Origin of the sequence: Georgenia phoenicis, from assembly GCF_047302425.1 — a bacterium.
GTDB lineage: Bacteria > Actinomycetota > Actinomycetes > Actinomycetales > Actinomycetaceae > Oceanitalea.
In genome coordinates, this window is the sequence record NZ_CP154855.1 from 831,727 (window position 1) to 856,950 (window position 25,224).

The following is a 25,224-nucleotide window of genomic DNA, read 5'->3' on the forward strand; positions in this document are numbered from 1 at the left end:
GCAGCGCCCTACCGATCACAAGGAGCGTCGCCATGCGTAACCGGACCACCCCCTCGACATGGCGGCGCAGGTCGCGTGCCGCCCTCGTCGGGCTCACCAGCCTCACGCTCGTCCTCAGCGGCACAGCGTCGCTCGCCACCGACGGCGACGACGGCACCGAGCTGCTCGAGGAGCTCGCCACGGAGCCCACCCTCGAATCGGCCGACGACGCCGGCGAGGCCACCGAGGACGCCACGGAGGAGCCCGCCGCGGAGCCCACGGACGTCCCCGCGCCCGAGGAGGAGCCGGCGGCTGAGCCCCAGGCGCCCGTGGAGGTCGTCGAGGAGCCCGCGGCGCCGGCCGTCGAGGAGGCCGAGAGCACCGAGGAGATCGCCCGGCTCTTCTCCGGCCCCGCACCGCGCGCGAGCGAGGTGGTCCCGCTGGACGTGCCGCCGGGCGACCCCGCGCCGGGGGAGGCCAAGATCATCGTGCGCGCGGGTGGTGACCGCACAGGCACCGGACCCGAGAGCTCCTCGGCCACCCCGCTCGCGGGCGTCACCTTCGAGATCCTCAGGTTCACCGTGGAGCCGGACCCCGACGAGACCCCTACCGGCGTGCCCGTCGGCACCTGCACCACCGACGCCACCGGCGAGTGCGGCATCTTCGTCGACCTCCCCGGTCAGTTCGACGGCAACGACGCGTTCTTCGCGCGGATGACGGGCGCGCCCGCCGGCTGGGTGGCCCCGGCCCAGTGGGGTGCCGCACCGGGCCAGGAGTTCACGTTCTGGAGCGACGCCGTCTCGGCGGACGACCCGGTCGCCGACCGCATCATCGAGCTGCCGCTGGCCTTCAACGAGACCGTCACCGAGCCGACCGCCGCCGCCGTCCGGCCGAACAACGTGGCCCCGGCACAGTGCGGCCTCGACATGGCGATGGTCCTCGACCTGTCCAACTCGGTCACCGAGACCGAGGAGCTGCTCGACGAGCACAAGGCGGCCGCGAACGACTTCATCGACGCCATCACCGGCACGCCGTCGCAGGTAGCGCTCTACACCTTCGGCAGCGAGGCACCCGCGGCGGGCCCGACCAACGGCGGCATGCCGCTGACGAGCGTGGCGACGCCGGACGGAGCGCAGCAGATCAAGAACCGGATCAACGGGTACCAGGCGACGCCGACCGGCGGCGGCGGGACGAACTGGGACCGCGCCTTCCACCAGGTCGTCGAGTCGGGGGTGACCTACGACGTCGTCCTGTTCCTCACCGACGGCCAGCCCACCTTCCACCGTGACCGTCAGGGCCCCGGCGACATCTCGACGATCGCCGAGGTGAACGAGGCGATCCTCTCCGCCAACGCGGTCAAGGCCACCGGCGCGCAGGTCGTCCTCGTCGGCTTCGGCCCCGAGGCCTTCCTGCCCGGCGCGAGCATCCGGATCCCGCTCGTGTCCGGCCCGGACGAGGGACAGGACTTCTACCGCACGGAGCTCGAGAACCTCTCGGCGACGCTCGAGGAGATCGCGAGCGCCGACTGTGCCGGCACGCTCACCGTCGTCAAGGAGGTCGTCGACGCGGACGGCGACGTCGTGCCGGGCGGGGCGGGGTGGACCTTCGGGACGACGACCGAGGGCGTCACGCCCACGACGGCGACGACCGACGACTCCAGCGCGGTCAACTTCGCGGTCGACTACACCCCGCCGGTGCAGACCCGCAGCGTGACCGTCACCGAGACCCAGCAGGCCGGCTACGAGCTCGTCCCGGTGGGCGGCGCCAACGCGCGGTGCATCACGACGGGGACCGGTGAGGTGGTGCCGGTCACCGACAGCGGGGACCTCGGCTTCACCGTCGACGTCGCCGCCGCGGACAGCGTCAGCTGCACGGTCCGCAACGCCCTGGTCCCGCCGGACTACGAGGACCTCGTCGTGTCGAAGTCGACCGTGCCGAGCTTCGCCCGCGACTGGGACTGGGACATCACCAAGGTGGCCGAGGAGGACCGGCTCGAGGTGCCTGCCGGCGAGGACGGGACCTTCACCTACGACGTCACCGTGACGCCCGTGGGGCCGGTCGACTCCGGGTTCACGGTGAGCGGCACGATCACGGTCGAGAACCCCAACGACGTCGCCTTCACCGGCGTCGACGTCACCGACAGCCTGCCCGACTCGACGTGCACCGTGCCCGGCGGCACGGACGTCACCGTTCCCGCGGGCGACTCCCTCACGCTCAGCTACTCCTGTGCCCTGGTCGGCGCCACGCCGACGACGACGGGCATCAACACCGCCACGGCGACGTGGGACGCCGCGGCCTTCCCCGGGACCGACGGCAGCGCGACGGCGTCCGCACCCTTCGACTTCGCGGCCGCTGCGGTCACGGAGACGGACCGCTACGTCACCGTCAACGACTCCGAGCTGGACCTGTCCGACCTTCCCGGAGGCAACGCCCTCGACGCCACCGACGGCGTCGCCGTCCTCACCTACGACCTCGAGTGGCCGAGCACCCCCGGCCAGTGCGTCGAGTTCGAGAACACCGCGACCATCGTCAACTCGCCCGAGTCGCTGTCCGCGCCGCTCGTCGTCAACGAGTCGAGCACGGAGGTCGTCACGCTGTGCGCCGGCCTCGACCTCGACGTCGAGAAGAACGTCGTCCTGTCCTTCGACCGCACCTACCTGTGGGAGATCGACAAGGAGGCGGACGAGACGACCCTGACGGTCGACCCCGACACCGGCACGGCGACCTTCGACTACACCGTCACCGCGACCCCGACCGGCAGCACGGACGCCGGCTGGGCGATGCAGGGCGCCATCACGGTGACCAACCCCAACGACTGGCTCGACATCACCGCCGACGTCACCGACACCGTCGACGTCGGGGGTGGGGCCGTGTGCACCGTCGCCGACGGCACGGGGGTGCTCGTCGCGGCCGGCGAGACGGTCGAGCTCACCTACACCTGCACCTTCATCACGCAGCCGGCCTACTCGGGCACGAACACTGCGACCGCCACCTGGGCGGAGACCGTGCCCACCCCGAACAGCTCGGCGACCGGCACCGCCGCCATCGCGGCCGACGACTGGGCGCAGACGCCGATCAACGACGTGATCGACGTCGTCGACGACCAGACCGACCCGGCCAACCCGGTGCCGCTCGGCACCGCGACGTGGAACGCCGAGGGCACGCCGACGGTCTTCACCTACTCCCTCGAGCACGAGGGCGTCCCGGGCGACTGCGTCGACTTCACCAACACCGCGTGGATCGTCCAGACCGAGCAGTCCGCGGAGGAGACCGTCACGGTCTGCGCGGAGGTGGAGCTGACCGTCGCCAAGACGGCGGTCAGCGCCGACGGCCGGCCCGACGGCGACTGGGAGGTCGTCTACGAGGTCGTCGTCACGAACGAGTCGGTCCTCCCGGGGGTCTACGACCTCACCGACACCCTCGAGTTCGGCGAGGGCATCACACCGCTGACGGCGGAGTGGGAGCTCGAGGGCACGGGCGAGGTGGGGGAGTGGACCGGCCTGCCCGACGAGGTCACCGCGGTGCTCGCGGACGACCGGGAGCTCGCCGGGGAGTCGAGCCACACCTACGTCGTCACCGTCGTCGCGGACGTCGCCGCCGGCGTCGTCGGCAGCGAGGAGGGCCGGTGCACCGGTGACGAGGGCACGGACGGCGGCGGGTTCCTCAATGCCGCCACGCTCACCGCCTACGGCGAGGAGACCACCGACCGCGACTGCCTGCCGCCCACCCACGAGCGTCTCGAGAAGGTCTTCGACGAGGCGGTCGAGCTGGACGACGGCACGTGGGAGGTCAGCTACACGCTGGTCGTGGACAACTCCCACAGCCCCTCGGACAAGTACTACCGGCTCGACGACGCCCCGCTCTTCGCGGAGGGCGTGACGATCCTGGGCCGGCAGGCCTGGGACGTCACCGATCCCGAGGACCCGCAGGACCTCGGCTGGGACGGTGAGGGGCCGATCCTCGAGCAGGCCTTCATCGAGGCCGGGGAGGTCCAGCGGTACGCGGTCACGTTCGTCGTCGGGGTCGGCGCCGACGTGCCCGACGAGAACCTCGTCTGCGGTCCCGAGGGCCCCGGCCGCGGGTTCTTCAACCGCGCCGTGCTCACCACCGGCAACGACACCATCGTCGACGAGGACTGCGGCCCCATCGGCGAGCCGGCGTGGACGCTGACGAAGAGCTCGGACCCCGTCTCGGGCAGCACCGTCGACCCGGGGGACACGATCACCTACACCGTGACCGCCACGTCGACCGGCGACGTCGCCCTGACCGACCTCACGATCACCGACGACCTGTCCGACGTCGTCGAGCACGCCCGCCCCACCGGCGCGGTCGAGGCCAGCGTGGGCACCGTCGACTGGGACGGCGAGAACCTCGTGTGGGACATCCCGACGCTGACCGGGACCGCGACGCTCACCTACCGGGTCGTCGTCGACGACGACGCCTGGAACGTGCGGCTGCGCAACGTCGTCACCGGCGAGGGCCCGCCCCCGCCGGTGTGCATCGAGTGCACGACGACGCACATCACCCCGCCGCGCCGGCCGGGGCTGCCGACCACCGGTGCGGCCGTCGGCGGCGCGGCCCTCCTGGCCGTGCTCCTGTCCGCCGGCGGGATCACCCTCGCCACGGCCCGGCGCCGAGAGGAGGACTGACTCGCCGCCCGGCTCCGGCCGCCCGCCGGCCGGAGCCGCCCGTGCCCCGCGTCCCCGCCAGCACCGCCCGGCGGGTGGGGACGCGGTCGGCCCGACGGTCGCCAGGACCGGCGCCGTGTTTGTGATCGGCACGGCGCTCGGGTCCCGCCCGGCCAGGTGGCCGGCGAACGGGGTCGTCCCTCGTGGACGGCCCCGTTCGCGTGGGGTGATAACCCCCGGCGCGGCGACGGGTCGTCCCCCGGTCACCCGCCCGGCCCCTCGGCGGCAGCACGTCGCGCTGGTGTGCTTCTGCCAGTCACCGGTGCGGTGGCCGTGCCCGCGGCCGGCCCCGGCCGGTGGATGCACCCCGCCCGGTCTTGCCCGGCCGGCGGGGCGCAGGGTGAGGTGAGGGTCGCCCGGTGCTCGTGATCGGTACCGGTGGAGGCCGGCCGCTTCCCCGGCCGGACGGGGCCGTCCCAGGACGGTCCCGTCCGAGCTCTCCGCTGTGAGTGAGGTCATGCACGCGGGGGCAGGCGGCATGTCGTATGATGGAGCGCTGGACGAGCGTGCCTGCCACTTCCCTGCCTGGAACCGGGGGACGGGCGTGTTCCACGGTACGCCCCGCCGTCGTCGTCAGACGCCGGCGGCCATGCAGGAGAGAAGAGTTAGCGGAGGACATGGCGAAGAAGGACGGCGTCATCGAGATCGAGGGCAGCGTTGTCGAAGCGCTGCCCAACGCGATGTTCCGGGTGGAGCTGAGCAACGGCCACAAGGTGCTCGCACACATCTCGGGCAAGATGCGTCAGAACTACATCCGGATCCTGCCGGAGGACCGGGTCGTCGTCGAGCTCAGCCCGTACGACCTCACCCGGGGTCGCATCGTCTACCGCTACAAGTAACCACTCGACAATCGCCGTCGCGGTGCCAAGGAGCACCGGCGCGGCGGCGGAGGAATGCCATGAAGGTCAAGCCCAGCGTCAAGAAGATCTGCGACAACTGCAAGGTCATCCGCCGTCACGGCCGCGTGATGGTCATCTGCACCAACCTTCGTCACAAGCAGCGTCAGGGCTGATCTGACGACGGCGGCGACCTGCCGCCAGACGCACCGCTAGCCCCTGCGGGGGCAACCCTCGGCTCGGAGGCCGGGGCCCGTCCAGCTCGGACGGGAGGGTGGTGCGGGAGACCTCCGAGCAGCACAAGGAGCACAAGTTGGCACGACTCGTCGGCGTCGACCTCCCCCGCGAGAAGCGGCTTGAGGTGGCGCTCACCTACATCTACGGCGTCGGGCGCACCCGCGCCAAGCAGGCGCTCGAGGCGACGGGCGTCAGCCCCGACCTCCGCGTCAAGGACATGACCGACAGCGACCTGGTCGCTCTCCGTGACTACATCGAGGGCAGCTTCAAGGTCGAGGGAGACCTGCGCCGTGAGGTCCAGGCCGACATCCGCCGCAAGGTCGAGATCGGCTCCTACCAGGGCCTCCGCCACCGTCGTGGGCTGCCCGTCCGCGGCCAGCGCACGAAGACCAACGCGCGTACCCGCAAGGGCCCCAAGCGCACCGTGGCCGGCAAGAAGAAGGCCCGCTAAGTAGTCCGGTCGCACGTCCCGGCGCCCCGCGCGCCGACTGCCACCGGTCCGACGACCAGGAGAGAAGCACCGCATGCCCCCCAAGACCCGCTCGGCGTCCACGGCCCGCAAGCCGCGCCGGAACCAGCGCAAGAACGTCACGCACGGTCACGCGTACATCAAGAGCACGTTCAACAACACGATCGTCACGCTCACCGACCCCACCGGCGCCGTCATCGCCTGGGCCTCCTCGGGCCAGGTCGGCTTCAAGGGCTCGCGCAAGTCGACGCCCTTCGCCGCCCAGATGGCTGCCGAGGCCGCGGCTCGCCGCGCCCAGGAGCACGGCATGAAGAAGGTCGACGTCTTCGTCAAGGGTCCCGGCTCCGGCCGTGAGACCGCGATCCGCTCCCTCACGGCCGCCGGCCTCGAGGTGGGTTCGATCCAGGACGTCACCCCCCAGGCCCACAACGGCTGCCGTCCCCCCAAGCGCCGCCGCGTCTGATTCTCCCTGCCGCACGCCGCCCCCTCCCGGGGCGGCGTGCGTCAGCACGTGAGGCCCCACCCTCCCCGCCGGTCGGACCGATGTCCGGCGGGTGCCCTGCACGGCGTCATATAGCGGATGCCTGCTGAAAGGAACACATCGTGCTCATCGCACAGCGCCCCACCCTGACCGAAGAGGTCGTCACCGAGCAGCGCTCCCGGTTCGTCATCGAGCCGCTGGAGCCCGGTTTCGGCTACACCCTCGGCAACTCCCTGCGTCGCACCCTGCTCTCCTCGATCCCCGGTGCCGCCGTCACGAGCATCCGGATCGACGGTGTCCTCCACGAGTTCACGACCGTCCCGGGCGTGAAGGAGGACGTCACCGAGATCATCCTCAACATCAAGGGCATCGTCGTCTCCTCGGAGCACGACGAGCCGGTCGTCATGTACCTGCGCAAGCAGGGCCCGGGCGTCGTCACCGCCGGTGACATCACCCCGCCGGCCGGCGTCGAGGTCCACAACCCCGACCTGCACCTGGCGACGATCAACGCCAAGGGCAAGCTCGAGGTCGAGCTGACCGTCGAGCGTGGCCGCGGCTACGTCTCCGCGAGCCAGAACAAGAGCTTCGACTCCGAGATCGGGCGCGTGCCGGTCGACTCGATCTACTCCCCGGTCCTCAAGGTGACCTACAAGGTCGAGGCCACCCGTGTGGAGCAGCGCACCGACTTCGACCGCCTCATCGTCGACGTCGAGACGAAGAACGCGATCACGCCGCGCGACGCGCTCGCCTCCGCGGGCAAGACGCTCGTCGAGCTCTTCGGCCTGGCCCGTGAGCTCAACGTCGAGGCCGAGGGCATCGAGATCGGCCCCTCGCCGACCGACGCCGCCCTGGCCGCCGACCTCGCCCTGCCGATCGAGGAGCTCGGGCTGCAGTCGCGCTCGTACAACTGCCTCAAGCGCGAGGGCATCCACTCCGTGGGCGAGCTCGTGGCACGCAGCGAGGCCGACCTGCTGGACATCCGCAACTTCGGGTCGAAGTCCATCGGCGAGATCCGCGAGAAGCTCGCCGCCCTGGGCCTGGGCCTCAAGGACAGCCCGGTCGACTTCGACATCTCGCAGGTCGAGGACGACGAGTCGGACTACGAGGGCGACGTCGAGTTCAGCGACGACGCGCGCGACTGACGCCACCAACGATTCACAACAGGAGAGATCATGCCCACTCCCGCTAAGGGCCCCCGTCTTGGTGGTAGCCCCGCTCACGAGCGTCACATGCTCGCGAACCTCGCCACCGCGCTGCTCGAGCACCGTGCGATCACGACGACGGAGCACCGCGCCAAGCGCCTGCGTCCCGTCGTCGAGAAGCTCATCACCCTCGGCAAGCGCGGCGACCTGCACGCCCGCCGCAAGGTCATGACGACGATCAAGGACAAGGGCGTCGTCCACGAGCTCTTCGCCGAGATCGCGCCGGCCATGGCCGAGCGCCAGGGTGGCTACACCCGGATCACCAAGACGGCTCCCCGCAAGGGCGACAACGCCCCCATGGCGGTCATCGAGCTCGTCATGGAGCCGGTGAGCCCCAAGCAGGCCACCGTCCGCGAGGCCGAGAAGGCCGTCGAGCGCGCCGCGAAGGAGGCCACGACGCCCGCCGTCGAGGCCCCGGAGACGACCGTGTCGGACGAGGCGGCGGACGCCGTCGAGGAGGCCAAGGCCGAGGAGACCCAGGAGGCCCAGCAGGCCGCCGCGGAGTCCTCCGCCCAGGCTGCGACCGACGCCGCCACCGACGCGCAGGCCGACGAGTCCCCCACGGGACACGCCAACCCGCGCGGCTGATGTCCCGGCCGGCCACCGGCCGGCCCACCAGCTCGGGGCACCCACGAGGTCACCCCGGCGAATCGCGAGGCCCCTCACCCTCACCCGGGTGTGGGGCCTCGCGTGCACCCACGATCGTCCGCTCGGTGCCCGTGGGCCGCCCGGCCGCGGCAGTACGCTCGCAGCGACTGCCGGGCGACGTCGCCGTGCCCGCGTGGTCCCGGCCGCGGGCACCGCGGGCGGACGACTCGAGAGGAGCCCCCGTGCAGCTGCGAACCGAGGACATCACCTGGCAGGAGATCGACGGGGAGCTCGTCATCCTCGACACCGCTCGGTCGGTCTACCTCACCACCAACGTGGCCGGCGCCCAGCTGGCGAAGCTGCTCACCGAGGAGCGGTCCCTCGACGATCTCACCGACGCCCTCGTGTCCGAGTACGGCATCGAGCGGGAGACCGCTCAGGCGGACGCTGAGGTCTTCGTCGCCGAGCTGCGCGACAAGGGCCTGCTGCGGTGACCTCGGTCGGGGCGGCCCGGTGACCGACGACGGCGGCGACTTCCTCGATCCGCTCGACCTGCAGATCGAGAGCCGCAACCAGCGGCGCTCCGTCGGGCGGCTGTGGCAGCTCGTCCGGCGTTCCACCCAGCTGGTCTGGGCGGCGGGCAGGCTGCTGTTCGTCGGGCTGCTCGTCGTGCAGGTCCTGGCCGCGCTCGTCCTCGCGGGACAGGTCCTGGTCGTCGAGGCGTTCCTCTCCTCGATCCTCACCCTCGGCCCCGGGGACGGGCTCCCGTCCTCGCTCGTGCTGGCCACGCTCGCACTCGCGGGCCTGATGGCGCTGGGCTCGCTCCTCGACGCGGTACGCGGCAAGCTCAGCCGCTACCTCGGCGAGTCCGTGGCACGCCGGACCTACCAGGAGGTGCTCGACGCGGCGACCGGCGTCTCGCTGCGCTACTTCGAGTCGGCCACCTTCTACGACCGGCTGCAGCGGGTGGAGGCCGCGGCCACCAGCCGACCCTTCCAGGTCACCCAGGCGCTGCTCGGGATCGTCGGCGGCCTCACCGCGACCGTCGGTGTGGGGGCCGTGCTCATCGGCATCCACCCCGTCCTCCTGCCCCTGCTCCTCGTCGGTGGCCTGCCGATGATCCTCACCAACCGCAGGGAGAGCCGGCTGGAGTTCGGCTTCACCGTCGACCAGACCCCGCACCAGCGTCAGCGGTTCTACCTCAGCTACCTGCTCACCACCCGCAACGAGGCCAAGGAGATCCGCGCCTTCGACCTCGGGCGTCCGTTGAGCGGTCGCTTCGACGACCTCTACCGCCGCTACCTCGCCGACCTCGCCCGGCACCTGCGACGCCGGCTCACGCTCAGCACCGTGGGCAACCTCGCCTCGGCCGTCGTGCTCACCGGCACGCTGCTCGTGCTCGTGTGGCTCATCGGGGAGGGGGCGGTCTCCGTGGCGCAGGCCGGTGCCGCCATCGTGGCGATCCGGATGCTCCAGGGCCAGGTCCAGGCGCTGCTGCGGAGCACGCAGTCGATCTTCGAGGCGGGCCTCTTCCTCCAGGACGTCGAGCAGTTCATGGAGCTGGGTGCGGCGGCACGGGACGAGGAGGCCGGCGAGCGCGCCCCCGAGACCTTCTCCGAGATCGCGGTCGAGGACGTGCGCTTCAGCTACCCGGGCAGCGGCGCCGAGGCGCTGCGCGGGGTCGACCTCCGGATCCGGCGCGGCCAGGTCATCGCCCTGGTCGGCGAGAACGGCTCGGGCAAGACCACCCTGGCCAAGATCCTCGCCGGTCTGTACGACCCGACGGCCGGTGCCGTCCGCTGGGACGGCCGGGACACCCGGGAGTACTCCCGGGCCTCGGTCCGCGACCGGGTGGCGGTGATCTTCCAGGACTTCGTCCGCTACGCGTTCACGGCCCGGGAGAACATCGCCTTCGGCCGGCACACCGTCGAGGCCGACGAGCAGCGCATCACCGAGGCCGCCGCCCGGTCCGGCGCCGACGGCTTCCTCGAGGCGCTGCCCCACGGCTACGACACGATCCTCTCCCGGATCTTCAAGGGCGGCCGCGACCTGTCCGGCGGCCAGTGGCAGCGCGTCGCCATCGCCCGGGCCTTCTACCGCGACGCCCAGCTCATGATCCTCGACGAGCCGACGGCGGCGCTCGACCCCCGCGCGGAGAGCCAGCTCTACGAGTCGCTACGGGCCGTGCTGGCTGGACGCACAGCCGTGTTCATCTCACACCGCTTCTCCTCCGTGCGCTCCGCGGACGTCATCTACGTCCTCGACCAGGGCCGGGTGGCGGAGGCCGGCTCGCACGAGGAGCTCATGGCGCGCGAGGGCACGTACGCCGAGCTCTTCCGCCTCCAGGCCGCGGCGTACCTCGACGCACAGCCCCAGGAGTGACTCAGGCCCGGTGGGCGGGTGAGCGGCCACGCGCGGCCGTCCACACCGCCTCCGCGATGTCGCCGCGGAACGGCGGCCCCCACGGCACGTGGGCGACGATGACAGGGACGGCACGGGCGAGCGAGGCCGCGTGCGTGAGGACCTGGGCGAGGACCGCGGGGTCCCGCCACCCCATGAGGCGCGGGAAGCTCATGATCGCGAGGACCGCGGACCTCGGGTCGAGGAGCTCCATCTCGAGGTGGTCCTCCCGGTTGGGCCGGGGGATGACGACGGCGCCGAGAGGCACCTGGTCCGTCTCGGGCGACGGCAGCCGGACGACAGTGCGCGCGTCGGCGCTCGTCCGCCGCCGGTAGGACCCGGGCGCCAGCCCTGCGGCGACGGCCTCGGCGCCCGGCCGCAGCCTCAGCTCGGTCGCACCGAGCGGTACGCGTGGTTCCCCGCCCGCGCCCACCGGGACGACGTCGTCGCTCACGACGCGGGCACCCGCGGCGCACATGAGCGCGGCGAGCGTGCTCTTGCCCATCCCGGAGTGCCCGAGGAAGGCGACGGCGGTGCCGTCACGCTCGACGGCGCTCGCGTGGAGGACGGCGTTGCCCCGGAGGTAGAGCTGCAGGGCGAGGAGCGCACCCGTCGTCATGATCGCGCGCATGCCCGGGTCGGTGCCGCGCACGAGGTGCAGGCGGACGTCACCGAGGTCCGGGCTGATGACGAAGTCGCACACGCCGTGGACCCTGAACAGGACGGAGGAGTCGGTGCGGCGCACCGCGGTGTACCACCGGTCCGGCGCCTCACCGAAGTCGAGGAGCACCTGCCCGCCGGGGGTCCCGCGGTTGTGGTCGAGCAGCTCGCCGTCCGAGACCGTGAGGTCGGGCGACGCCCCTGGGGGTGCAGCACGGTCCTGGTGGAGCGCGAAGTCCGCCGCGACCGTGAGCCCGTACAGTCGCTGGGGCGGCTCGGCCGTCATGCGGCCGGCCCTGGCGGCAGGCCCGCCACGGGCAGGCCCTCGGAGGCGGCCCAGGCCACGTGGAGGAGGAAGTCCGCCGCGGGGTGGGGGTCGTCGGAGAGCCACTCGGCGCGCAGCCGCTCGATGTCGATGACGGCCTCGTCGAGCCCCGCACCGTCGTAGGACCGGGCGAAGTCGCGCTCGTCCGGGCCCCACCTGGTGGCGTTGAACGCCGCCTTGGAGCGCCGGGACAGAACCGCGTCGGGTAGCACGTCCCCGAAGAGCCGACGGAAGATGTCGGTCCGGTCGCCCCAGCCACGTGCACCGCCCGCGCGGGCGAGCGACTCGACGAACTCCGGGGAGACGAACGGGTTGACGGAGCGCGCGCCGTACTCGCTGATCGAGGCCGCGAAGTTCGTGAAGAGGAGATCCATGTACCGCTTCCGGATGGACTGCCGCGTGGCGACGTCCCAGCGCAACGGATCGGTCTGCATCACAGTGACGTGCTCGACGTAGTGGTCCGCCATCGGCGGGCGCAACCACGGTGGGACGGCGGCTGCCACCCGCTGGGCGACGAGGGCACGCGTCACCGAGGCGGGGAGGGCGGCACGGACGCCGGCGCGCAGCGTGCGGCGACGTGGGCGGTGCATGGCCAGCGCGGCCCGGAGCGCGGCCATGCGGTGCCCGTTGACGACCATGTCCCCGCCCTCGCCCGAGATGACGGCGCCGGCGCCGAGGTGGCGGTACCGGCCTCCGTGCAGCTGGACGGCCTCGGGCCACAGCACCCCGTGCCGCCGCAGCGCGCCCGTGGCGACGTCCGACAGCAGGCGCTCCTCGCCGCGCACCTCGAGGACGACGTGGCCGGGCAGGCGCAGGTGCTCCAGGACGAGCTCCTGCCAGGACGTCTCGTCGGTCCCCGGTGCCTCCGGGTAGCGCGCGGTCACCGGGACGGGCAGGGGCAGGCCCTCGCGGCGCGCGACGTGGGTGGCGAGGGCGAGCAGCGCCGAGGAGTCCCTGCCCCCGGAGAAGAGGACGTAGCAGGGCGTGTCGGTCAGCGCGTCCCTGAGGATCCGCTCGAGGACCTCGCGGGGACCACCGCGCGGGTCGGGCCAGGGGATGTCGACGACGCCTGCGGAGGGAAGCGCCAGCATGGTCTCCGCTGCCGACAGCCGCAGGAACGTCGGCTCAGTGGTCGGCAGGGCCACGACGCCTCCCGGGCGTGCTCACGGGGTCGGGCGGCACGGTGTGCCGCCCGACCCGTGGAGCCGCAGGGCTACCGAGAGCCAACAGGCGTGCCCGGCTTGCCGTCGTGGAGGAAGCCCTCGACCCAGACGTTGTTGTCCTTGTTCCCGTAGAGGGCCTTGCCGAGGGTCAGGCTGTGGACGTTGCCGACCTCGGTCACGCGGGGCGCTTCGTACATGGTGTGCTCCTCTGAGTCATGGTCCATGGCGCCCGGACGGCGCATCTCGTCGACAACGGACAGGTCGCCGCTGACACCACGAGCCTAGGTCGGTGTCCCGCTCAGGACGCTGCCACCGGCGCGAGAACCTGGATGATGCCGGGGTGACCCGGGGAGGCGGGCGTGTCACCCGCACCGCTCACCCTGCCGCCGCCGGCGAACGGCCGCGCGATCCGCCGCCCGGCGCCGCTCGCCTCGCTACGCTCGCCACCAGGCAGCCGGCGATGACGGGACAGCGATGAACGAGGCACGACGCAGCGAACGAGCCCTCTCCGAGCTGCTGCTCGCCGTGTGCCGCGACGAGGTGACCGGCGCCGCAGCAGCCGTGGAGCCCGCGGCGGTGGCGCGCGCGGCCCGGCACCACCGGGTGTCGCCGCTCGCGCACGTGAGGCTGCGCGAGCACGCCCCGGCGACCGCCGAGCTCCTGCGGCCGGACCGGGACACGGCGAAGGCCTTGCACGTCCGTGCCGGCATGCTGCTCGCGCACCTCGGCCGGCTCCTCGAGGACGTGCCGTGGGTGGCGTTCAAGGGCCCCGTGCTCTCCGAGCTCGCACACCCCGTCCCCGGTCTTCGGCCCTACGGTGACCTCGACGTGCTCGTCGCCCCGCACGACCTCCGCGCGGTGAGCCGGGTGCTCCTCGCGGCCGGCTGGGAGGTGGGTGACTACGACGACATGCTGCGCAACCCCGAGGTCCCGGGGGAGATGCACTGGTTCACACCGGCCGGCATCCCCGTCGACCTCCACTGGGCGATGATCAACATGCGCACGCGCCGTCGGCGGTTCACCATCCCCACCGACGAGCTCCTCGCCCGGCGGCGGCAGGTGCGGATCGGCCTGGCCGAGGCGTGGACGATGGACGAGGCCGACTCCCTCGTCCACGTCGCCCTCCACGCGGCGCTGGCAGGCGCGAACCGGCTGGGCTGGATGCTGGACATCGACCAGCTCGCCCGGCAGGTCGGGGACTGGGACCGCGTCGCGCGCCAGGCCGGGCAGTGGGGGGCGCAGGCGCAGGTCGCCCTCGCGCTGCGGCGCGCGACGGCGACGCTCGGGACGCCCGTCCCGCCCGGGCTCTACCGCAGGCTGGGGACGTCGCCGGCGCTGCGAGCCGTCCTCGACTCCGTGGACCGGCTCTCACCGGTGACCGCCCAGCGGCGCGACGCCTCCGTCTCCCGGCTGGTGGCCCGCGCGGTGCGTCCCGGCACGGCGCGGACGGCCGTGCAGGTGACCCGGAACGCGGCGCAGGGGGTGCTTGACCGGGTCCGGCCGCCCGCCGCGCACCCGAGGGTGCGTGTCCCGGCCGGCCCCGAGGCGCTGGAGGTCTACCTCCGGGCCGTCGAGGCGGACACCCGCGTGGCGTCCGTGCGCTGAGCGCGCTGCCGGTGCCGGTGCGGCTCGCCGTCTCCCGTCGGTCACGTCACGATTCGGCGCGTGGCATCGTAGGCGAGTGAGCTCGGTGACGGTCGTCCTCGTCCACGGCATCCGCGCGTCGCGGACCATGTGGCGGCGTCAGCTCCTCGCCCTGGAGGAGGCCGGCGTGCCCGCGGTGGCGCCGGACCTGCCCGGCCACGGGGCCCGGGTGAGAGAGACCTTCACCCTCGACGGCGCCTACGCGGCGATCGAGGAGGCCGCCGGGGACGGGCCGGTGGTCGTCGTCGGGCTCTCCCTGGGCGGCTACCTCGCCCTCCACTGGGCCGCGCGGACCGAGCGGCCGGTGGTCGGCGTCGTCGCGGCGGCGTGCTCCACCGTTCCTCGTGGACCCGGCCTGGCCGGCTACCGGCGCGTCGCCGCGCTCATCGGACGCCTGCCCGACCGCGGGCGCCGGCTCAACGACACGATGGCACGCCTCGCGCTGCCGGCGTCGGCGCGCGCGGACCTCGACGAGGGCGGCATGGAGATGGGGGTGATGGACGCGGCGCTCGCCGCCGTCGCCGGCCTCGACCCGATCGCCGACCTGCGTGCCATCGCGGCGCCCGTCCGCCTCGTCAACGGCCGCTGGGACCACTTCCGCACCCAGGAGCGCCGCTTCCTCGCCGCCTGCCGCGACGGGCGCCTCGACATCGTCCCCGGGGCCACCCACCTCGTCTCGCTCGTGCGGCCGGCGGAGTTCAACCGGATCGTGCTCGAGCTCGTCGAGGAGGTCTCGCCCGGCTCGGTCAGGGGCGCTCGCTCGGGGTGATCCCGCCCAGCTCCCAGGCCCGCACCCCGCCGACGATCCCGGCGCTGTTGGGGACGATGACGACGTCGTCGCCGAGGCGGTCGAGGGTCGGTCCGGTGATCCGGCGGGAGTTCCCGCCGCCGAGGTAGAGGCGGTCCCACAGGACGACGGGACGCAGGGAGTCGACGACCTGCCGCACCCGCCGCGACCACATGGCGTCACCCAGCCGCAGCCGCTCGTGCTCGCCGATGTACTCGTCGTAGGTCAGCCCCCACCGGGCCTGCGCGCGGGAGAGCTCGAGGTGCGGGGCCAGGCGGCCGCCGTCGAACAGGGCGTTGCCCAGTCCCGTGCCGAGGGTGACGACGAGCTCGAGGCCCGCCCCGGCGACGACACCCGCCCCGTGGACCTCGGCGTCGTTGAGGAGGAGCACCGGCATGCCGAGATCGGTGCTCAGCGCGTCCTGCAGGTCGAGGTTCTCCCACGCCGTGACGAGCTCGGGCAGCACCTTGGTCCGCGGGCCGGCGCGCGTGACGTAGTGAGGCGTCGAGACGACGACGCCGTGGCGGATCATCCCCGGCATGCCCACCGTGGCGCGCTCCGCGGGCGGCAGCTGCTCGGCCAGCGAGCGGATCGTGTCGACGAGCCGCTGCGGCGGCAGCGGGTAGGGGGTGGCGGCGCGCACGGGCTGGGCGTGCATGGTCCCGGCGGCGTCGAGCACGGACGCCTTGATCCCGCCCCCGCCGCAGTCGACGGCGAGGGTGGTGGGGCCGCGACGTGCGGTGCTCAGTGGGTCCACCCGCGCGACGGTACTAGCCTGCGAGGCGTGAGCGCAGCGACCCCCGCCGACGAGACCGTCCGGCTCCGGCTGGACCTCCGCTACGACGGCACCGACTTCGCCGGCTGGGCCACCCAGCCCGGCCTGCGCACCGTCCAGGGCACCCTCGAGACCGCCCTCACCACCGTCCTGCGCCTGCCGCAGCCCGCCCGGCTCACGGTCGCCGGGCGCACCGACGCCGGGGTCCACGCGCGCGGGCAGGTGGCCCACGTCGACGTGCCCGCCGCCGCGTGGCGGGCCGTCCCCGGCCGCAGCGACCGCAAGCCGGAGGAGGCCCTCGTCTCGCGGCTCGCGGGCGTCCTCGGCGGGCGGCCGCGGGGGGTGGGGGACGTCGTCGTCCACCGCGTGAGCGCGGCCCCGCCCGGCTTCGACGCGCGCTTCTCCGCCGTCTGGCGGCGCTACGCCTACCGGGTGGCCGACACACCCGCCGCCAGGGACCCGCTGCGGCGCCGCGACGTGCTGTGGCACGGGCGCCCGCTCGACGTCGCCGCCATGGACGTCGCCGCCCAGTGGCTGCGCGGGGAGCACGACTTCGCCGCCTACTGCAAGCCCCGCGAGGGCGCGACGACGATCCGCACCCTCGAGGAGCTGCGCTGGGAGCGGACGGCCGACGGGCTCGTCGTCGCGACCGTCCGCGCGGACGCCTTCTGCCACTCCATGGTGCGCGCCCTCGTCGGCGCGAGCCTCGCCGTCGGGGAGGGGCGCCGGCCCGTGGACTGGCCCGCCGCCGTCCTCGCCGCCGGTCGACGGGACCCCGGTGTCGCCGTCGTCGCCCCCCACGGACTCACCCTCGAGGAGGTCGGCTACCCCGCCGACGAGGAGCTCGCCACCCGGGCCGCGCAGGCGCGCAACGTCCGCACCCTGCCCTGACCGCCTCCCCGTGCGAGGGCCCGGAGCCGGTGGCAGCCTGGACGCATGACAGAGCCAGCAGAGGACACCCCCGCCACCAGCCCGGACCCGGAGCTTCCCGGGGAGGGTGACAGCAACCAGCTCAACAAGGAGGACACCCTCGAGCCGCGCGGCGTCGACGACCTCCTCGACGAGTGGCAGCAGCCCCTCGACCGTGACCCGTTGCGCGGGAAGAACCTCACCCAGGCCGAGCAGATCGAGGGCGACACCATCGCCGAGCGCATCGACCAGGAGGAGCCGGAGGTGTGGGAGGAGCCGCAGTCGCCCGACCCGCACCGCGAGGCGGACCGCGCCGGACGCATCGAGGCGGTCTCCGAGGAGGCCGTGGGCCCGCTGGGGGAGCGGGAGCAGGATGTCATGGCCGAGGACGTCGGGGTCGCCGGCGGCGCCGCCTCCGCCGAGGAGTCCGCGATGCGCATCCGCGAGGAGGACGACCCCATCGGACTGACCGGTGAGGGCGGCACGCCCGGCTGACCCGCGTGTCACGTCTCACTGAGGCCGCCGCCCACCGCCTTTGACCCAGCGCGGAGGGCGGCGGTACTCTTTGATGTCGTTGTGCATCCCTATGCGCTCCCCGGTGCTTCCCACTCGCCGGCGCAGCGGCGCGGATGCGCGCAACGAGCACCACTTGACCATGGACGGCCTGTGCGCCACGCGCACGACGCCGCCCGACGACAGAGAAACGAAGGCTACGCCCGTGCGCACGTACACACCGAAGCCCGGCGACGTCGAGAAGAACTGGTACGTCATCGACGCTACCGACGTCGTCCTCGGCCGACTGGCGACCCACGTCGCCACCCTGCTCCGTGGGAAGCACAAGCCGAGCTTCGCACCGCACGTCGACAACGGTGACTTCGTCATCGTCATCAACGCGGAGAAGGTCGCCCTCACCGGCAGCAAGCTCGACGACAAGATGGCCTACCGCCACTCCGGTTACCCGGGCGGCCTCAAGGCCACGAGCTACGCCCAGCTCCTCGAGCGCTTCCCCGAGCGCGCGATCGAGAAGGCCGTCCGCGGCATGGTGCCGAAGACGACCCTCGGGCGTGAGCAGCTGAAGAAGCTCAAGGTCTACGCCGGCCCCGAGCACCCCCACGCCGCGCAGCAGCCGCAGGCCTTCGAGATCACCCAGGTTGCCCAGTAGTCCGCAAGGACGCGGCACCCTCTCACCAGGACACGAGGAGAACTGTGGCTGAGACCACTCCCGAGATCGAGCTGGACGACGAGAACGTCCCCAGCAGCTACACCACCGAGACCGACGCGCCCGCCGCGGGCGCCGGTCAGAGCCTCACCGCACCGGGCCAGGCGCTGGGTCGCCGCAAGGAAGCGGTCGCGCGCGTCCGCCTCGTGCCCGGCACGGGCCAGTGGACCATCAACGGTCGCTCGCTCGAGGACTACTTCCCGAACAAGCTCCACCAGCAGCTCGTGAGCTCCCCGTTCACGCTGCTCGACATCGAGGGCCGCTTCGACGTCATCGCCCGCATCCACGGCGGCGGCATCTCCGGCCAGGCCGGTGCGCTGCGCCTGGGCGTGGCCCGTGCGCTCAACGAGATCGACGCCGAGTCGAACCGTCCGGCGCTCAAGAAGGCCGGGTTCCTCACCCGCGACGCTCGCGCCGTCGAGCGCAAGAAGGCCGGCCTCAAGAAGGCCCGCAAGGCCCCGCAGTACTCCAAGCGCTGATCCAGCGCTTGTCCGAACGGCCCCGTCACTCGACGGGGCCGTTCGTCGTTCCGACGTCGCCCACGTCACCTGCCCAGCGGGTGGCGCACGGGGTTGGCTCTGGCACCATGGTGCGGGGCCCGTGGCCCCCTGGCCTCGAGACGAAGGACTTCCCATGCCCCGACTGTTCGGAACCGACGGTGTGCGCGGACTCGCCAACCGGGACATCTCCGCGGAGCTCGCGCTCGGCCTCGGCGCCGCAGCGGCCCGGGTCCTCACCGCCACCGCCGGCGCGGAGGGGCGCCGCCCGCGGGCCGTCATCGGGCGCGACACCCGCATCTCGGGCGACTTCCTCTCCGCCGCGCTGGCCGCCGGGCTCACGAGCGCGGGCGTCGACGTCGTCGAGGTCGGTGTGCTGCCCACCCCGGGCGTGGCCCACCTGACGGCGACGACGGACGTCGACCTCGGCGTCGTCATCTCCGCCTCGCATAACCCCATGCCCGACAACGGCATCAAGTTCTTCGCCCACGGCGGGTTCAAGCTCGAGGACGCCATCGAGGACGCCATCGAGGAGAGCCTGGGCGCCGCGTGGGACCGCCCGACCGGTGACGGCGTGGGCCGCATCGAGGAGAACGCGCGCGCCGCGGACCGGACATACATCGACCACCTCGTCGCCGCGGCGGGCCGGCCGCTCGAGGGCCTGCGCATCGCCATCGACTGCGCCAACGGCGCCGCCAGCGACATCGCCCCGCTCGCGCTGCGGGAGGCGGGTGCCGACGTCGTCGTCATCAACGCCTCCCCGGACGGCCGCAACATCAACGACGACTGCGGCTCCACCCACCCCGAGCAGCTCCAGGCCGTCACGGTCGCCTCCGGCGCCGCCATGGGCGTGGCCTTCGACGGCGACGCCGACCGCTGCATCGCGGTCGACCACACCGGCACCATCGTCGACGGCGACCAGATCATGGGCGTCCTCGCCACCGCGTTCAAGGAGCAGGGCCGCCTCGCCGAGGACACCCTCGTCGTCACCGTGATGAGCAACCTCGGGCTCATCCTCGCCATGCGCGAGGCCGGGATCCGCACCGTCCAGACGGCCGTCGGGGACCGCTACGTCCTCGAGGCGATGCGGGCCGGCGGCTTCAGCCTCGGCGGCGAGCAGTCCGGCCACATCATCGCCTCCGACCACGCCACCACCGGCGACGGCCTCCTCACCGCGCTGCTCCTCGCCGCGCGAGTGGTGGAGACGGGCCGCTCGCTCGCGGACCTCGGCTCGGTCGTCACGCGCCTGCCGCAGACCCTCGTCAACGTCCCGGACGTTGACAAGGGCCGCGCCGGCACCGACGAGGGCCTGCGCGACGCCGTCGTCGCCGCCGAGCAGCGGCTGGGAGACACGGGCCGCGTCCTCCTGCGTCCCTCGGGGACCGAGGCGCTCGTGCGCGTCATGGTCGAGGCCGCCACGCAGGAGGAGGCCGACGACGTCGCCGGGGAGCTCGCCGACGTCGTCCGCACGCGTCTCGCGCTCGCCCGACCCTGAGGCCCGTTCAGAGGCATCCCCGATGACACCGGGGTGCCCGGCAGGGTTCAATGGACCGGTGACACGAACCGGTGCCCGATGACGGAGGCCATGGCTGCGATCGAGTCGTGGGTCCTCGGCATGGCCGACTCCCCGTGGCTGCTCGTCGCGGTCCTCGCCCTGGCCACCATCGACGGGTTCTTCCCGCCGGTGCCGAGCGAGTCGATCGTCATCGGCGTCGCGGTGCTCGCGATGACGGGCGACGGGCCCAACCTGTGGCTGCTCATCCTCGTCGCGGCGGTGGGTGCCTTCACCGGGGACCTCATCGCGTACACGATCGGCAGCAAGGTGCCCATCGACCGGCTACGCATCTTCCAGGGCAAGAGGGGCAAGGCGAGTCTCGCGTGGGCCCGGCGCGCGCTGGCCCAGCGCGGCACCGTGCTCATCCTCTCCGCCCGCTTCGTCCCGATCGGCCGCGTGGCGGTCAACATGACGGCCGGTGCGGTCCGCTTCCCGCGGCCCCGGTTCATCCTCATCGCCGCGATCGCGGCGATCGTGTGGGGCGGGTACTCCACCGTGCTCGGCATCGGTGCGGGCGTGTTCCTCCACGACCACCCGCTCGTGGCCATCGCCGTCGGGGTCACCGGCGGCGTGCTCATCGGCTTCGTCGTCGACGCGGTCCTCCGGTGGGTGCACCGGCGCTTCGGCAGCAAGCTGCCCGAGAGCCTGGAGGTCCTCGCCCCGGACTACGTGGCCCCGACGGAGTGCGACGCCACCGAGGACCGCAGCAGCTGTGACGAGCGGACCAGCACCCCGGGCTGACGGTACGGAGCCTCACGGTCGGGTGGCTCGTCCACCCCGGAGCTCACCCCCTGCAGGCGAGTGATTCACCCCTTCGTGACCCGCGGCGGGCAGTCGTTGCTGCGCTAACTTGACGAGCGCCGCACTTCTTCCATTGGCGGAGCAGCACCTCCACTCATCACGAAGGGACACACCCATGTACGCACCACCGCGCATCACCGAGGTCGGCTCGATGCCCGAGCTCACGCTCGCCCAGGGCCTCCACGGGAACGACGACAAGTTCCTCTTCTTCACCTGGGGCACCGACCCCAAGCCGGGGAACCCGCCGGTCGGCTCCTGAGGTACAGGGTTGAGGGAGGGGCCGGGCTGCGGCCCCTCCCTCAGCCATGGTCGACGCGCGACGCGCACCGGGCGGCAGGGCAGGAGAGAGCAGTGCTGACGACACGATGCACCGGGTACCTGAGGCTCAGTCCCCTCGAGGTCGCCATGGGGCTGCCGACGACGGCGTCGGCGGAAGCCCTGCCGCAGCCGGAGATCCCGCCGCCGACGAGCGGCGCGCGGGGTGTGCTGCGAGAGGTGCTCGGGCAGACCCTCGAGGCGGGGCCGGTGTTCGTCGCCTTCTCCGGGGGACGGGACTCCTCCGCGGTGCTCGCCGTGGCTGTCTCCGTGGCACGGGAGCGCGGGACCGCGCTCCCGGTGCCGGTGACGTACCGCTACCCGGGGGACGGGGACGCCGACGAGAACGAGTGGCAGGACATGGTCCTCCGCCACCTCGGCGTGACCGAGCACGTGGTCATCGACATCACCGACCAGCAGCGGATCCTCGGCCCCTCCGCACGGGAGAGCATGGCCACCCGCGGCCTGGTCTGGCCCGCCTCGGTGAACATCGACCACGAGATGCTCAGCCGGGTACGCGGTGGCGTGCTCCTCACCGGGGAGGGCGGTGACGAGCTCTTCAGCGGCCGGCGCTCGGCGCCACTCGCGCGGCTGCGACGCACCGTGCGCCGCCGGCACCGGCCGCGTCCGGGCGATGTCCGCGCGGCCGTGCGCACGCTCCTGCCCCAGGGCGCTGCCCTGCGCACCGAGGCCGAGCGGGTGCAGGGCACGACGGCGCCGTGGCTGCGGGGGCACGCCCGGGAGGAGTTCGTCGCCACCGTCCGTGACCACCAGTCCGAGCCGGTCCGCTGGGACCGGTCGATCCGGGTCGCCGCCGCGCGACCCCTGGCGCGTGCGGTCTACCACAACCTCGACCTCGTGGCCCGGGACTACGACGTCCGGCTCGTCCACCCCCTGCTCGAGCCCGCCTTCGTCAGCGCCTGGATCGGCGACGGCGGCCGCCTGGGTGTCACCGGGCGCACCGCGGCGATGCGGCAGCTGTTCGACGACGTCCTCCCCGAGCCGGTCCTCGGGCGGTCGAGCAAGGCGTTCTTCAACGCCTCACGCTTCGGTGCGGGTGAGCGGGACTTCGCGCGACGCTGGGACGGGCGAGGACTTGAGCTCGAGCACATCGACCCCGACACCCTGCGCGAGACGTGGCTGCACGCCGAGCTCATCGGCCGCAGCGACATCCCCCTCATGGCCGCCTGGATGGCCAGCCAGGGCCTCCCGCTGGAAGGGCCCCGGCCATGATCTCGGTGGGCGGCATCCTCAGGAGCTGGAAGCCACGGGACTACGCCGCGGTGCTCAGGGCGGTCCTCACCCAGGCCCGCATCGAGTGGGCGCTGCACCGCCGCCCGCTTCCCGAGCTCGCGGCCGCCGTCGGCGTACCGCTCCTCACCGGGCCTGGTGCCGCCGCGACGGAGCGGTTCACCGAGCGGCTCACGGGTGAGGAGCGGCGGGCGCTGCGTGCGGTGCGCCGGGTGCTCCGGCACTGGCCGTGGGGCAACACGTGCCTGAGGCGGGCGCTGGGCATCGGTCACGTCCTGCGCCACCGCGCGCCGGCGTTGCGTGTCGGTGTGACGAAGCAGGACGGCGCGGTGAAGGCGCACGCCTGGCTGGAGATCGACGGACGGTCCCTCGACCCCGACGCGCCGGCAACCTATCTGAGCCTGGTCGAGCCCCGACGCGGAGGAGTGGTGTGATGCTCGAGCTCTACGGACTTGTCGTCGCCAGTGACACGGAGCTCCACCAGGACCGCCCTGCGCCGCCCGGTGTCGCGCCCGACGTGACCGTCGTCAGGGGCCCCGCCATGGAGTGGACCGCGCAGCTCCCGCCCGGTGAGCTGATCCTCAGGTGTGACGGCGAGACGCGGACGGTCTACGCGTTCGCACGGCAGGACGACGGGTTCACGCTGCGCTTCTTCGGTGTCTGCGACGTCGTCGTCTCGCCCGCGCTCGACCGCATGGAGGTGCGGAGCGTCCGCGGGAGCGACGAGGACATGGCCTCGGTGCTCATCACCGGTGGCAGCCTCGCCTTCCAGCTCTACCAACGGGGCCACCTCGTGCTGCACTCCAGCGCCGTCGAGGTCGACGGCGCAGCGTGGGGTTTCGTGGGACGTGCGGGCATGGGGAAGTCGACGATGGCAGCGCTCCTGTGCAGCGAGGGGGGTGCGCTCATCACCGACGACGTGCTCCGCGTGGACGACGTGACGACGCGCCCGGTCGCCCGGCTCGGCGCGACGGAGCTGCGGCTGCGCAAGGGGGCGGACAGCCTCGTGCAGCGCTTCGACGGGGGAGCGCCGCAGGTGCGGCGCAGCGCCGACGACCGGGAGGTGCTCCGGCTCCGTGACGACGCCGCCGACCACCTGGACCTCGACGTCCTCATCGTCCCCTTCCCCAGCCGCACGACGGACCGGGTGGAGGTGCGGCGACTCTCCGGCTCGGACGCCGTTCTCGCGCTCTCCGGCTTCCCCCGGCTCATCGGGTGGCGCGACCCCGAGGTGCTCAGCCGCCAGCTCGCGCTCACCGCTGCCCTCGCCGCCCGGGTGCCGGTCGTCGCGGCGAGCATCCCGTGGGGCCCGCCGTTCGCGGCCACCCTCGTCGAGCAGCTCAAGGACCGCGTCAGGGCGCTCCTGCCCAGCCCGGCGGCGCACTAGGCAGGGCCGTGTGCCTCAGATCTTGCGCAGCCGCATCCGGTGCATCCGGTGGTCACCGGACTTGGTGAGCACGAGGGAGGCCCGCCCGCGGGTGGGCAGGATGTTCTCCTCGAGGTTCGGCTCGTTGATCGAGCCCCAGATGCGGGTGGCCGTCTCGACGGCCTCGTCGTCGCTCAGTGCCGCGTAGCGGTGGAAGTAGGAGCGAGGGTCGGCGAAGGCCGTCTCCCGCAGCGAGAGGAAGCGGTTGACGTACCAGCGGCGCACGTCGCTCGTCCGGGCGTCGACGTAGATCGAGAAGTCGAAGAAGTCGCTGACCGCGAGGCTGGGGGCGCCGTCCGCCGTCGTGCGCGCGGGCTGCAGGACGTTGAGGCCCTCGACGATGAGGACGTCGGGGCGCCGCACGGTGATCTCGCGGCCCGGGACGATGTCGTAGGTGAGGTGGTCGTAGACCGGTGCGCTCACCTCGGGCACCCCGGACTTCACCGCGCTGAGGAAGCGCAGCAGCGCGCGCTGGTCGTAGGACTCGGGGAAGCCCTTGCGGCTCATGAGCCCGCGGCGCTCGAGCTCGGCGTTGGGGTGGAGGAAGCCGTCGGTCGTCACGAGCTCCACCCGCGGCATCCCGGACCAGCGGCGCAGCATCTCGCGCAGCAGCCGCGACGTCGTCGACTTCCCCACGGCGACGGAGCCGGCGACCCCGATGACGAAGGGGGTGCGGCCCATCGGCTCGCCGAGGAAGGTCGAGGTGACCGAGCCGAGCCGGCGCGAGGAGGCCACGTACAGGGACAGCAGGCGCGACAGCGGCCGGTAGACCGTGTCGACCTCGTTGAGGTCGACCGGGTCCCCGAGGCCGCGGAGGCGGTCGACGTCGGAGGCGGTGAGCGGCTGCGGCGTGGCGGCCGACAGGCGGCTCCAGGCCGCGCGGTCGAACTCGAGGAAAGGGGTGGTGGCCGGCTGCGTCGCCGACGTCGCTGCCTGCGGTGACGTCACGGGCACCAGTCTGACGTACCGCAGCACCCGTCGCGCACCACCCCGCCCGTCGCGCACGACCCCGCCCGC

At 72.9% G+C, this 25,224-nt stretch carries 26 protein-coding genes; 21 read left to right on the plus strand and 5 right to left on the minus strand.

Annotated features, from left to right (window positions below; genetic code table 11):
* The first annotated feature begins 32 nt into the window (after positions 1-32).
* From AA0005_RS04150 to AA0005_RS04190, 9 genes are all read left to right on the plus strand, one after another.
* Entirely contained in the window at positions 33-4,628 is a 4,596-nt protein-coding gene (locus AA0005_RS04150) for a hypothetical protein (protein ID WP_413452152.1), read from the plus strand.
* 656 nt (positions 4,629-5,284) lie between these two features.
* Positions 5,285-5,506: a translation initiation factor IF-1 gene (infA, locus tag AA0005_RS04155; protein ID WP_110851913.1), complete on the plus strand. Its 222-nt coding sequence runs from the start codon at positions 5,285-5,287 to the stop codon at positions 5,504-5,506.
* A 59-nt stretch (positions 5,507-5,565) separates the two neighbouring features.
* Entirely contained in the window at positions 5,566-5,679 is a 114-nt protein-coding gene (gene rpmJ / locus AA0005_RS04160) for a 50S ribosomal protein L36 (RefSeq protein ID WP_110851912.1), read from the plus strand.
* A 137-nt stretch (positions 5,680-5,816) separates the two neighbouring features.
* Entirely contained in the window at positions 5,817-6,191 is a 375-nt protein-coding gene (rpsM, locus tag AA0005_RS04165; protein WP_413452153.1) for a 30S ribosomal protein S13, read from the plus strand.
* 73 nt (positions 6,192-6,264) lie between these two features.
* Complete coding sequence (rpsK, locus tag AA0005_RS04170) at positions 6,265-6,672, plus strand: 30S ribosomal protein S11 (RefSeq protein ID WP_110851911.1); 408 nt, start codon at positions 6,265-6,267, stop codon at positions 6,670-6,672.
* Positions 6,673-6,812: 140 nt separating this feature from the next.
* Positions 6,813-7,832, plus strand: a complete 1,020-nt coding sequence (locus AA0005_RS04175; RefSeq protein ID WP_110851910.1) for a DNA-directed RNA polymerase subunit alpha — start codon at positions 6,813-6,815, stop codon at positions 7,830-7,832.
* Positions 7,833-7,862: 30 nt separating this feature from the next.
* A complete protein-coding gene (rplQ, locus tag AA0005_RS04180; protein WP_413452154.1) occupies positions 7,863-8,480 on the plus strand; it encodes a 50S ribosomal protein L17 in 618 nt (205 codons plus the stop codon).
* A gap of 242 nt (positions 8,481-8,722) precedes the next feature.
* Positions 8,723-8,974, plus strand: a complete 252-nt coding sequence (locus AA0005_RS04185) for a PqqD family protein (protein ID WP_413452155.1) — start codon at positions 8,723-8,725, stop codon at positions 8,972-8,974.
* Positions 8,975-8,993: 19 nt separating this feature from the next.
* A complete protein-coding gene (locus AA0005_RS04190; protein ID WP_413452156.1) occupies positions 8,994-10,862 on the plus strand; it encodes an ABC transporter ATP-binding protein in 1,869 nt (622 codons plus the stop codon).
* 1 nt (position 10,863) lies between these two features.
* On the opposite strand, the gene AA0005_RS04195 is transcribed toward AA0005_RS04190, so the two are convergent.
* The 3 genes from AA0005_RS04195 to AA0005_RS04205 all read right to left on the minus strand — a co-directional run bounded on the left by AA0005_RS04195 (position 10,864) and on the right by AA0005_RS04205 (position 13,225).
* Complete coding sequence (locus AA0005_RS04195; RefSeq protein ID WP_413452157.1) at positions 10,864-11,826, minus strand: hypothetical protein; 963 nt, start codon at positions 11,824-11,826, stop codon at positions 10,864-10,866.
* Positions 11,823-13,010 carry an asparagine synthase-related protein gene (locus AA0005_RS04200; RefSeq protein ID WP_413452158.1) on the minus strand — a complete coding sequence of 396 codons (1,188 nt, stop codon included), beginning with the start codon at positions 13,008-13,010 and terminating at the stop codon, positions 11,823-11,825. Before AA0005_RS04200 ends, AA0005_RS04195 begins: the two co-directional genes overlap by 4 nt.
* Before the next feature lie 68 nt (positions 13,011-13,078).
* Positions 13,079-13,225: a lasso RiPP family leader peptide-containing protein gene (locus AA0005_RS04205; RefSeq protein WP_413452159.1), complete on the minus strand. Its 147-nt coding sequence runs from the start codon at positions 13,223-13,225 to the stop codon at positions 13,079-13,081.
* A gap of 277 nt (positions 13,226-13,502) precedes the next feature.
* On the opposite strand from AA0005_RS04205, the gene AA0005_RS04210 reads away from it, so the two are divergent.
* The gene (locus AA0005_RS04210) at positions 13,503-14,633 is read left to right on the plus strand and encodes a nucleotidyltransferase family protein (RefSeq protein ID WP_413452160.1); all 1,131 of its coding nucleotides are present in this window, start codon (positions 13,503-13,505) and stop codon (positions 14,631-14,633) included.
* A 76-nt stretch (positions 14,634-14,709) separates the two neighbouring features.
* On the plus strand, positions 14,710-15,441 hold the full coding sequence (locus AA0005_RS04215; RefSeq protein ID WP_413452161.1) for an alpha/beta fold hydrolase: 732 nt from the start codon (positions 14,710-14,712) through the stop codon (positions 15,439-15,441).
* On the opposite strand, the gene AA0005_RS04220 is transcribed toward AA0005_RS04215, so the two are convergent.
* Positions 15,419-16,216, minus strand: coding sequence for an ROK family protein (locus AA0005_RS04220; RefSeq protein ID WP_413452162.1), 798 nt, complete (start codon positions 16,214-16,216; stop codon positions 15,419-15,421). The genes AA0005_RS04215 and AA0005_RS04220 overlap by 23 nt on opposite strands.
* Before the next feature lie 27 nt (positions 16,217-16,243).
* On the opposite strand from AA0005_RS04220, the gene AA0005_RS04225 reads away from it, so the two are divergent.
* From AA0005_RS04225 to AA0005_RS04270, 10 genes are all read left to right on the plus strand, one after another.
* Complete coding sequence (locus AA0005_RS04225; protein WP_413452163.1) at positions 16,244-17,125, plus strand: tRNA pseudouridine synthase A; 882 nt, start codon at positions 16,244-16,246, stop codon at positions 17,123-17,125.
* 45 nt (positions 17,126-17,170) lie between these two features.
* Positions 17,171-17,638, plus strand: coding sequence for a DUF5709 domain-containing protein (locus tag AA0005_RS04230; protein ID WP_413452164.1), 468 nt, complete (start codon positions 17,171-17,173; stop codon positions 17,636-17,638).
* A 223-nt stretch (positions 17,639-17,861) separates the two neighbouring features.
* The gene (gene rplM / locus AA0005_RS04235) at positions 17,862-18,305 is read left to right on the plus strand and encodes a 50S ribosomal protein L13 (RefSeq protein ID WP_251304001.1); all 444 of its coding nucleotides are present in this window, start codon (positions 17,862-17,864) and stop codon (positions 18,303-18,305) included.
* A 44-nt stretch (positions 18,306-18,349) separates the two neighbouring features.
* On the plus strand, positions 18,350-18,841 hold the full coding sequence (gene rpsI, locus AA0005_RS04240) for a 30S ribosomal protein S9 (RefSeq protein ID WP_413452165.1): 492 nt from the start codon (positions 18,350-18,352) through the stop codon (positions 18,839-18,841).
* 154 nt (positions 18,842-18,995) lie between these two features.
* Positions 18,996-20,354: a phosphoglucosamine mutase gene (gene glmM / locus AA0005_RS04245; RefSeq protein ID WP_413452166.1), complete on the plus strand. Its 1,359-nt coding sequence runs from the start codon at positions 18,996-18,998 to the stop codon at positions 20,352-20,354.
* 90 nt (positions 20,355-20,444) lie between these two features.
* Positions 20,445-21,155: a DedA family protein gene (locus tag AA0005_RS04250; RefSeq protein ID WP_413452167.1), complete on the plus strand. Its 711-nt coding sequence runs from the start codon at positions 20,445-20,447 to the stop codon at positions 21,153-21,155.
* A gap of 175 nt (positions 21,156-21,330) precedes the next feature.
* Positions 21,331-21,474: a hypothetical protein gene (locus AA0005_RS04255; RefSeq protein ID WP_413452168.1), complete on the plus strand. Its 144-nt coding sequence runs from the start codon at positions 21,331-21,333 to the stop codon at positions 21,472-21,474.
* A 92-nt stretch (positions 21,475-21,566) separates the two neighbouring features.
* Positions 21,567-22,763: an asparagine synthase-related protein gene (locus AA0005_RS04260; protein ID WP_413452169.1), complete on the plus strand. Its 1,197-nt coding sequence runs from the start codon at positions 21,567-21,569 to the stop codon at positions 22,761-22,763.
* A complete protein-coding gene (locus AA0005_RS04265; protein ID WP_413452170.1) occupies positions 22,760-23,215 on the plus strand; it encodes a lasso peptide biosynthesis B2 protein in 456 nt (151 codons plus the stop codon). Before AA0005_RS04260 ends, AA0005_RS04265 begins: the two co-directional genes overlap by 4 nt.
* Complete coding sequence (locus AA0005_RS04270) at positions 23,215-24,168, plus strand: hypothetical protein (RefSeq protein ID WP_413452171.1); 954 nt, start codon at positions 23,215-23,217, stop codon at positions 24,166-24,168. The genes AA0005_RS04265 and AA0005_RS04270 overlap by 1 nt, the downstream gene beginning before the upstream one ends.
* Positions 24,169-24,183: 15 nt before the next feature.
* On the opposite strand, the gene coaA is transcribed toward AA0005_RS04270, so the two are convergent.
* Entirely contained in the window at positions 24,184-25,155 is a 972-nt protein-coding gene (gene coaA, locus AA0005_RS04275) for a type I pantothenate kinase (protein ID WP_413452172.1), read from the minus strand.
* Positions 25,156-25,224: the final 69 nt, after the last annotated feature.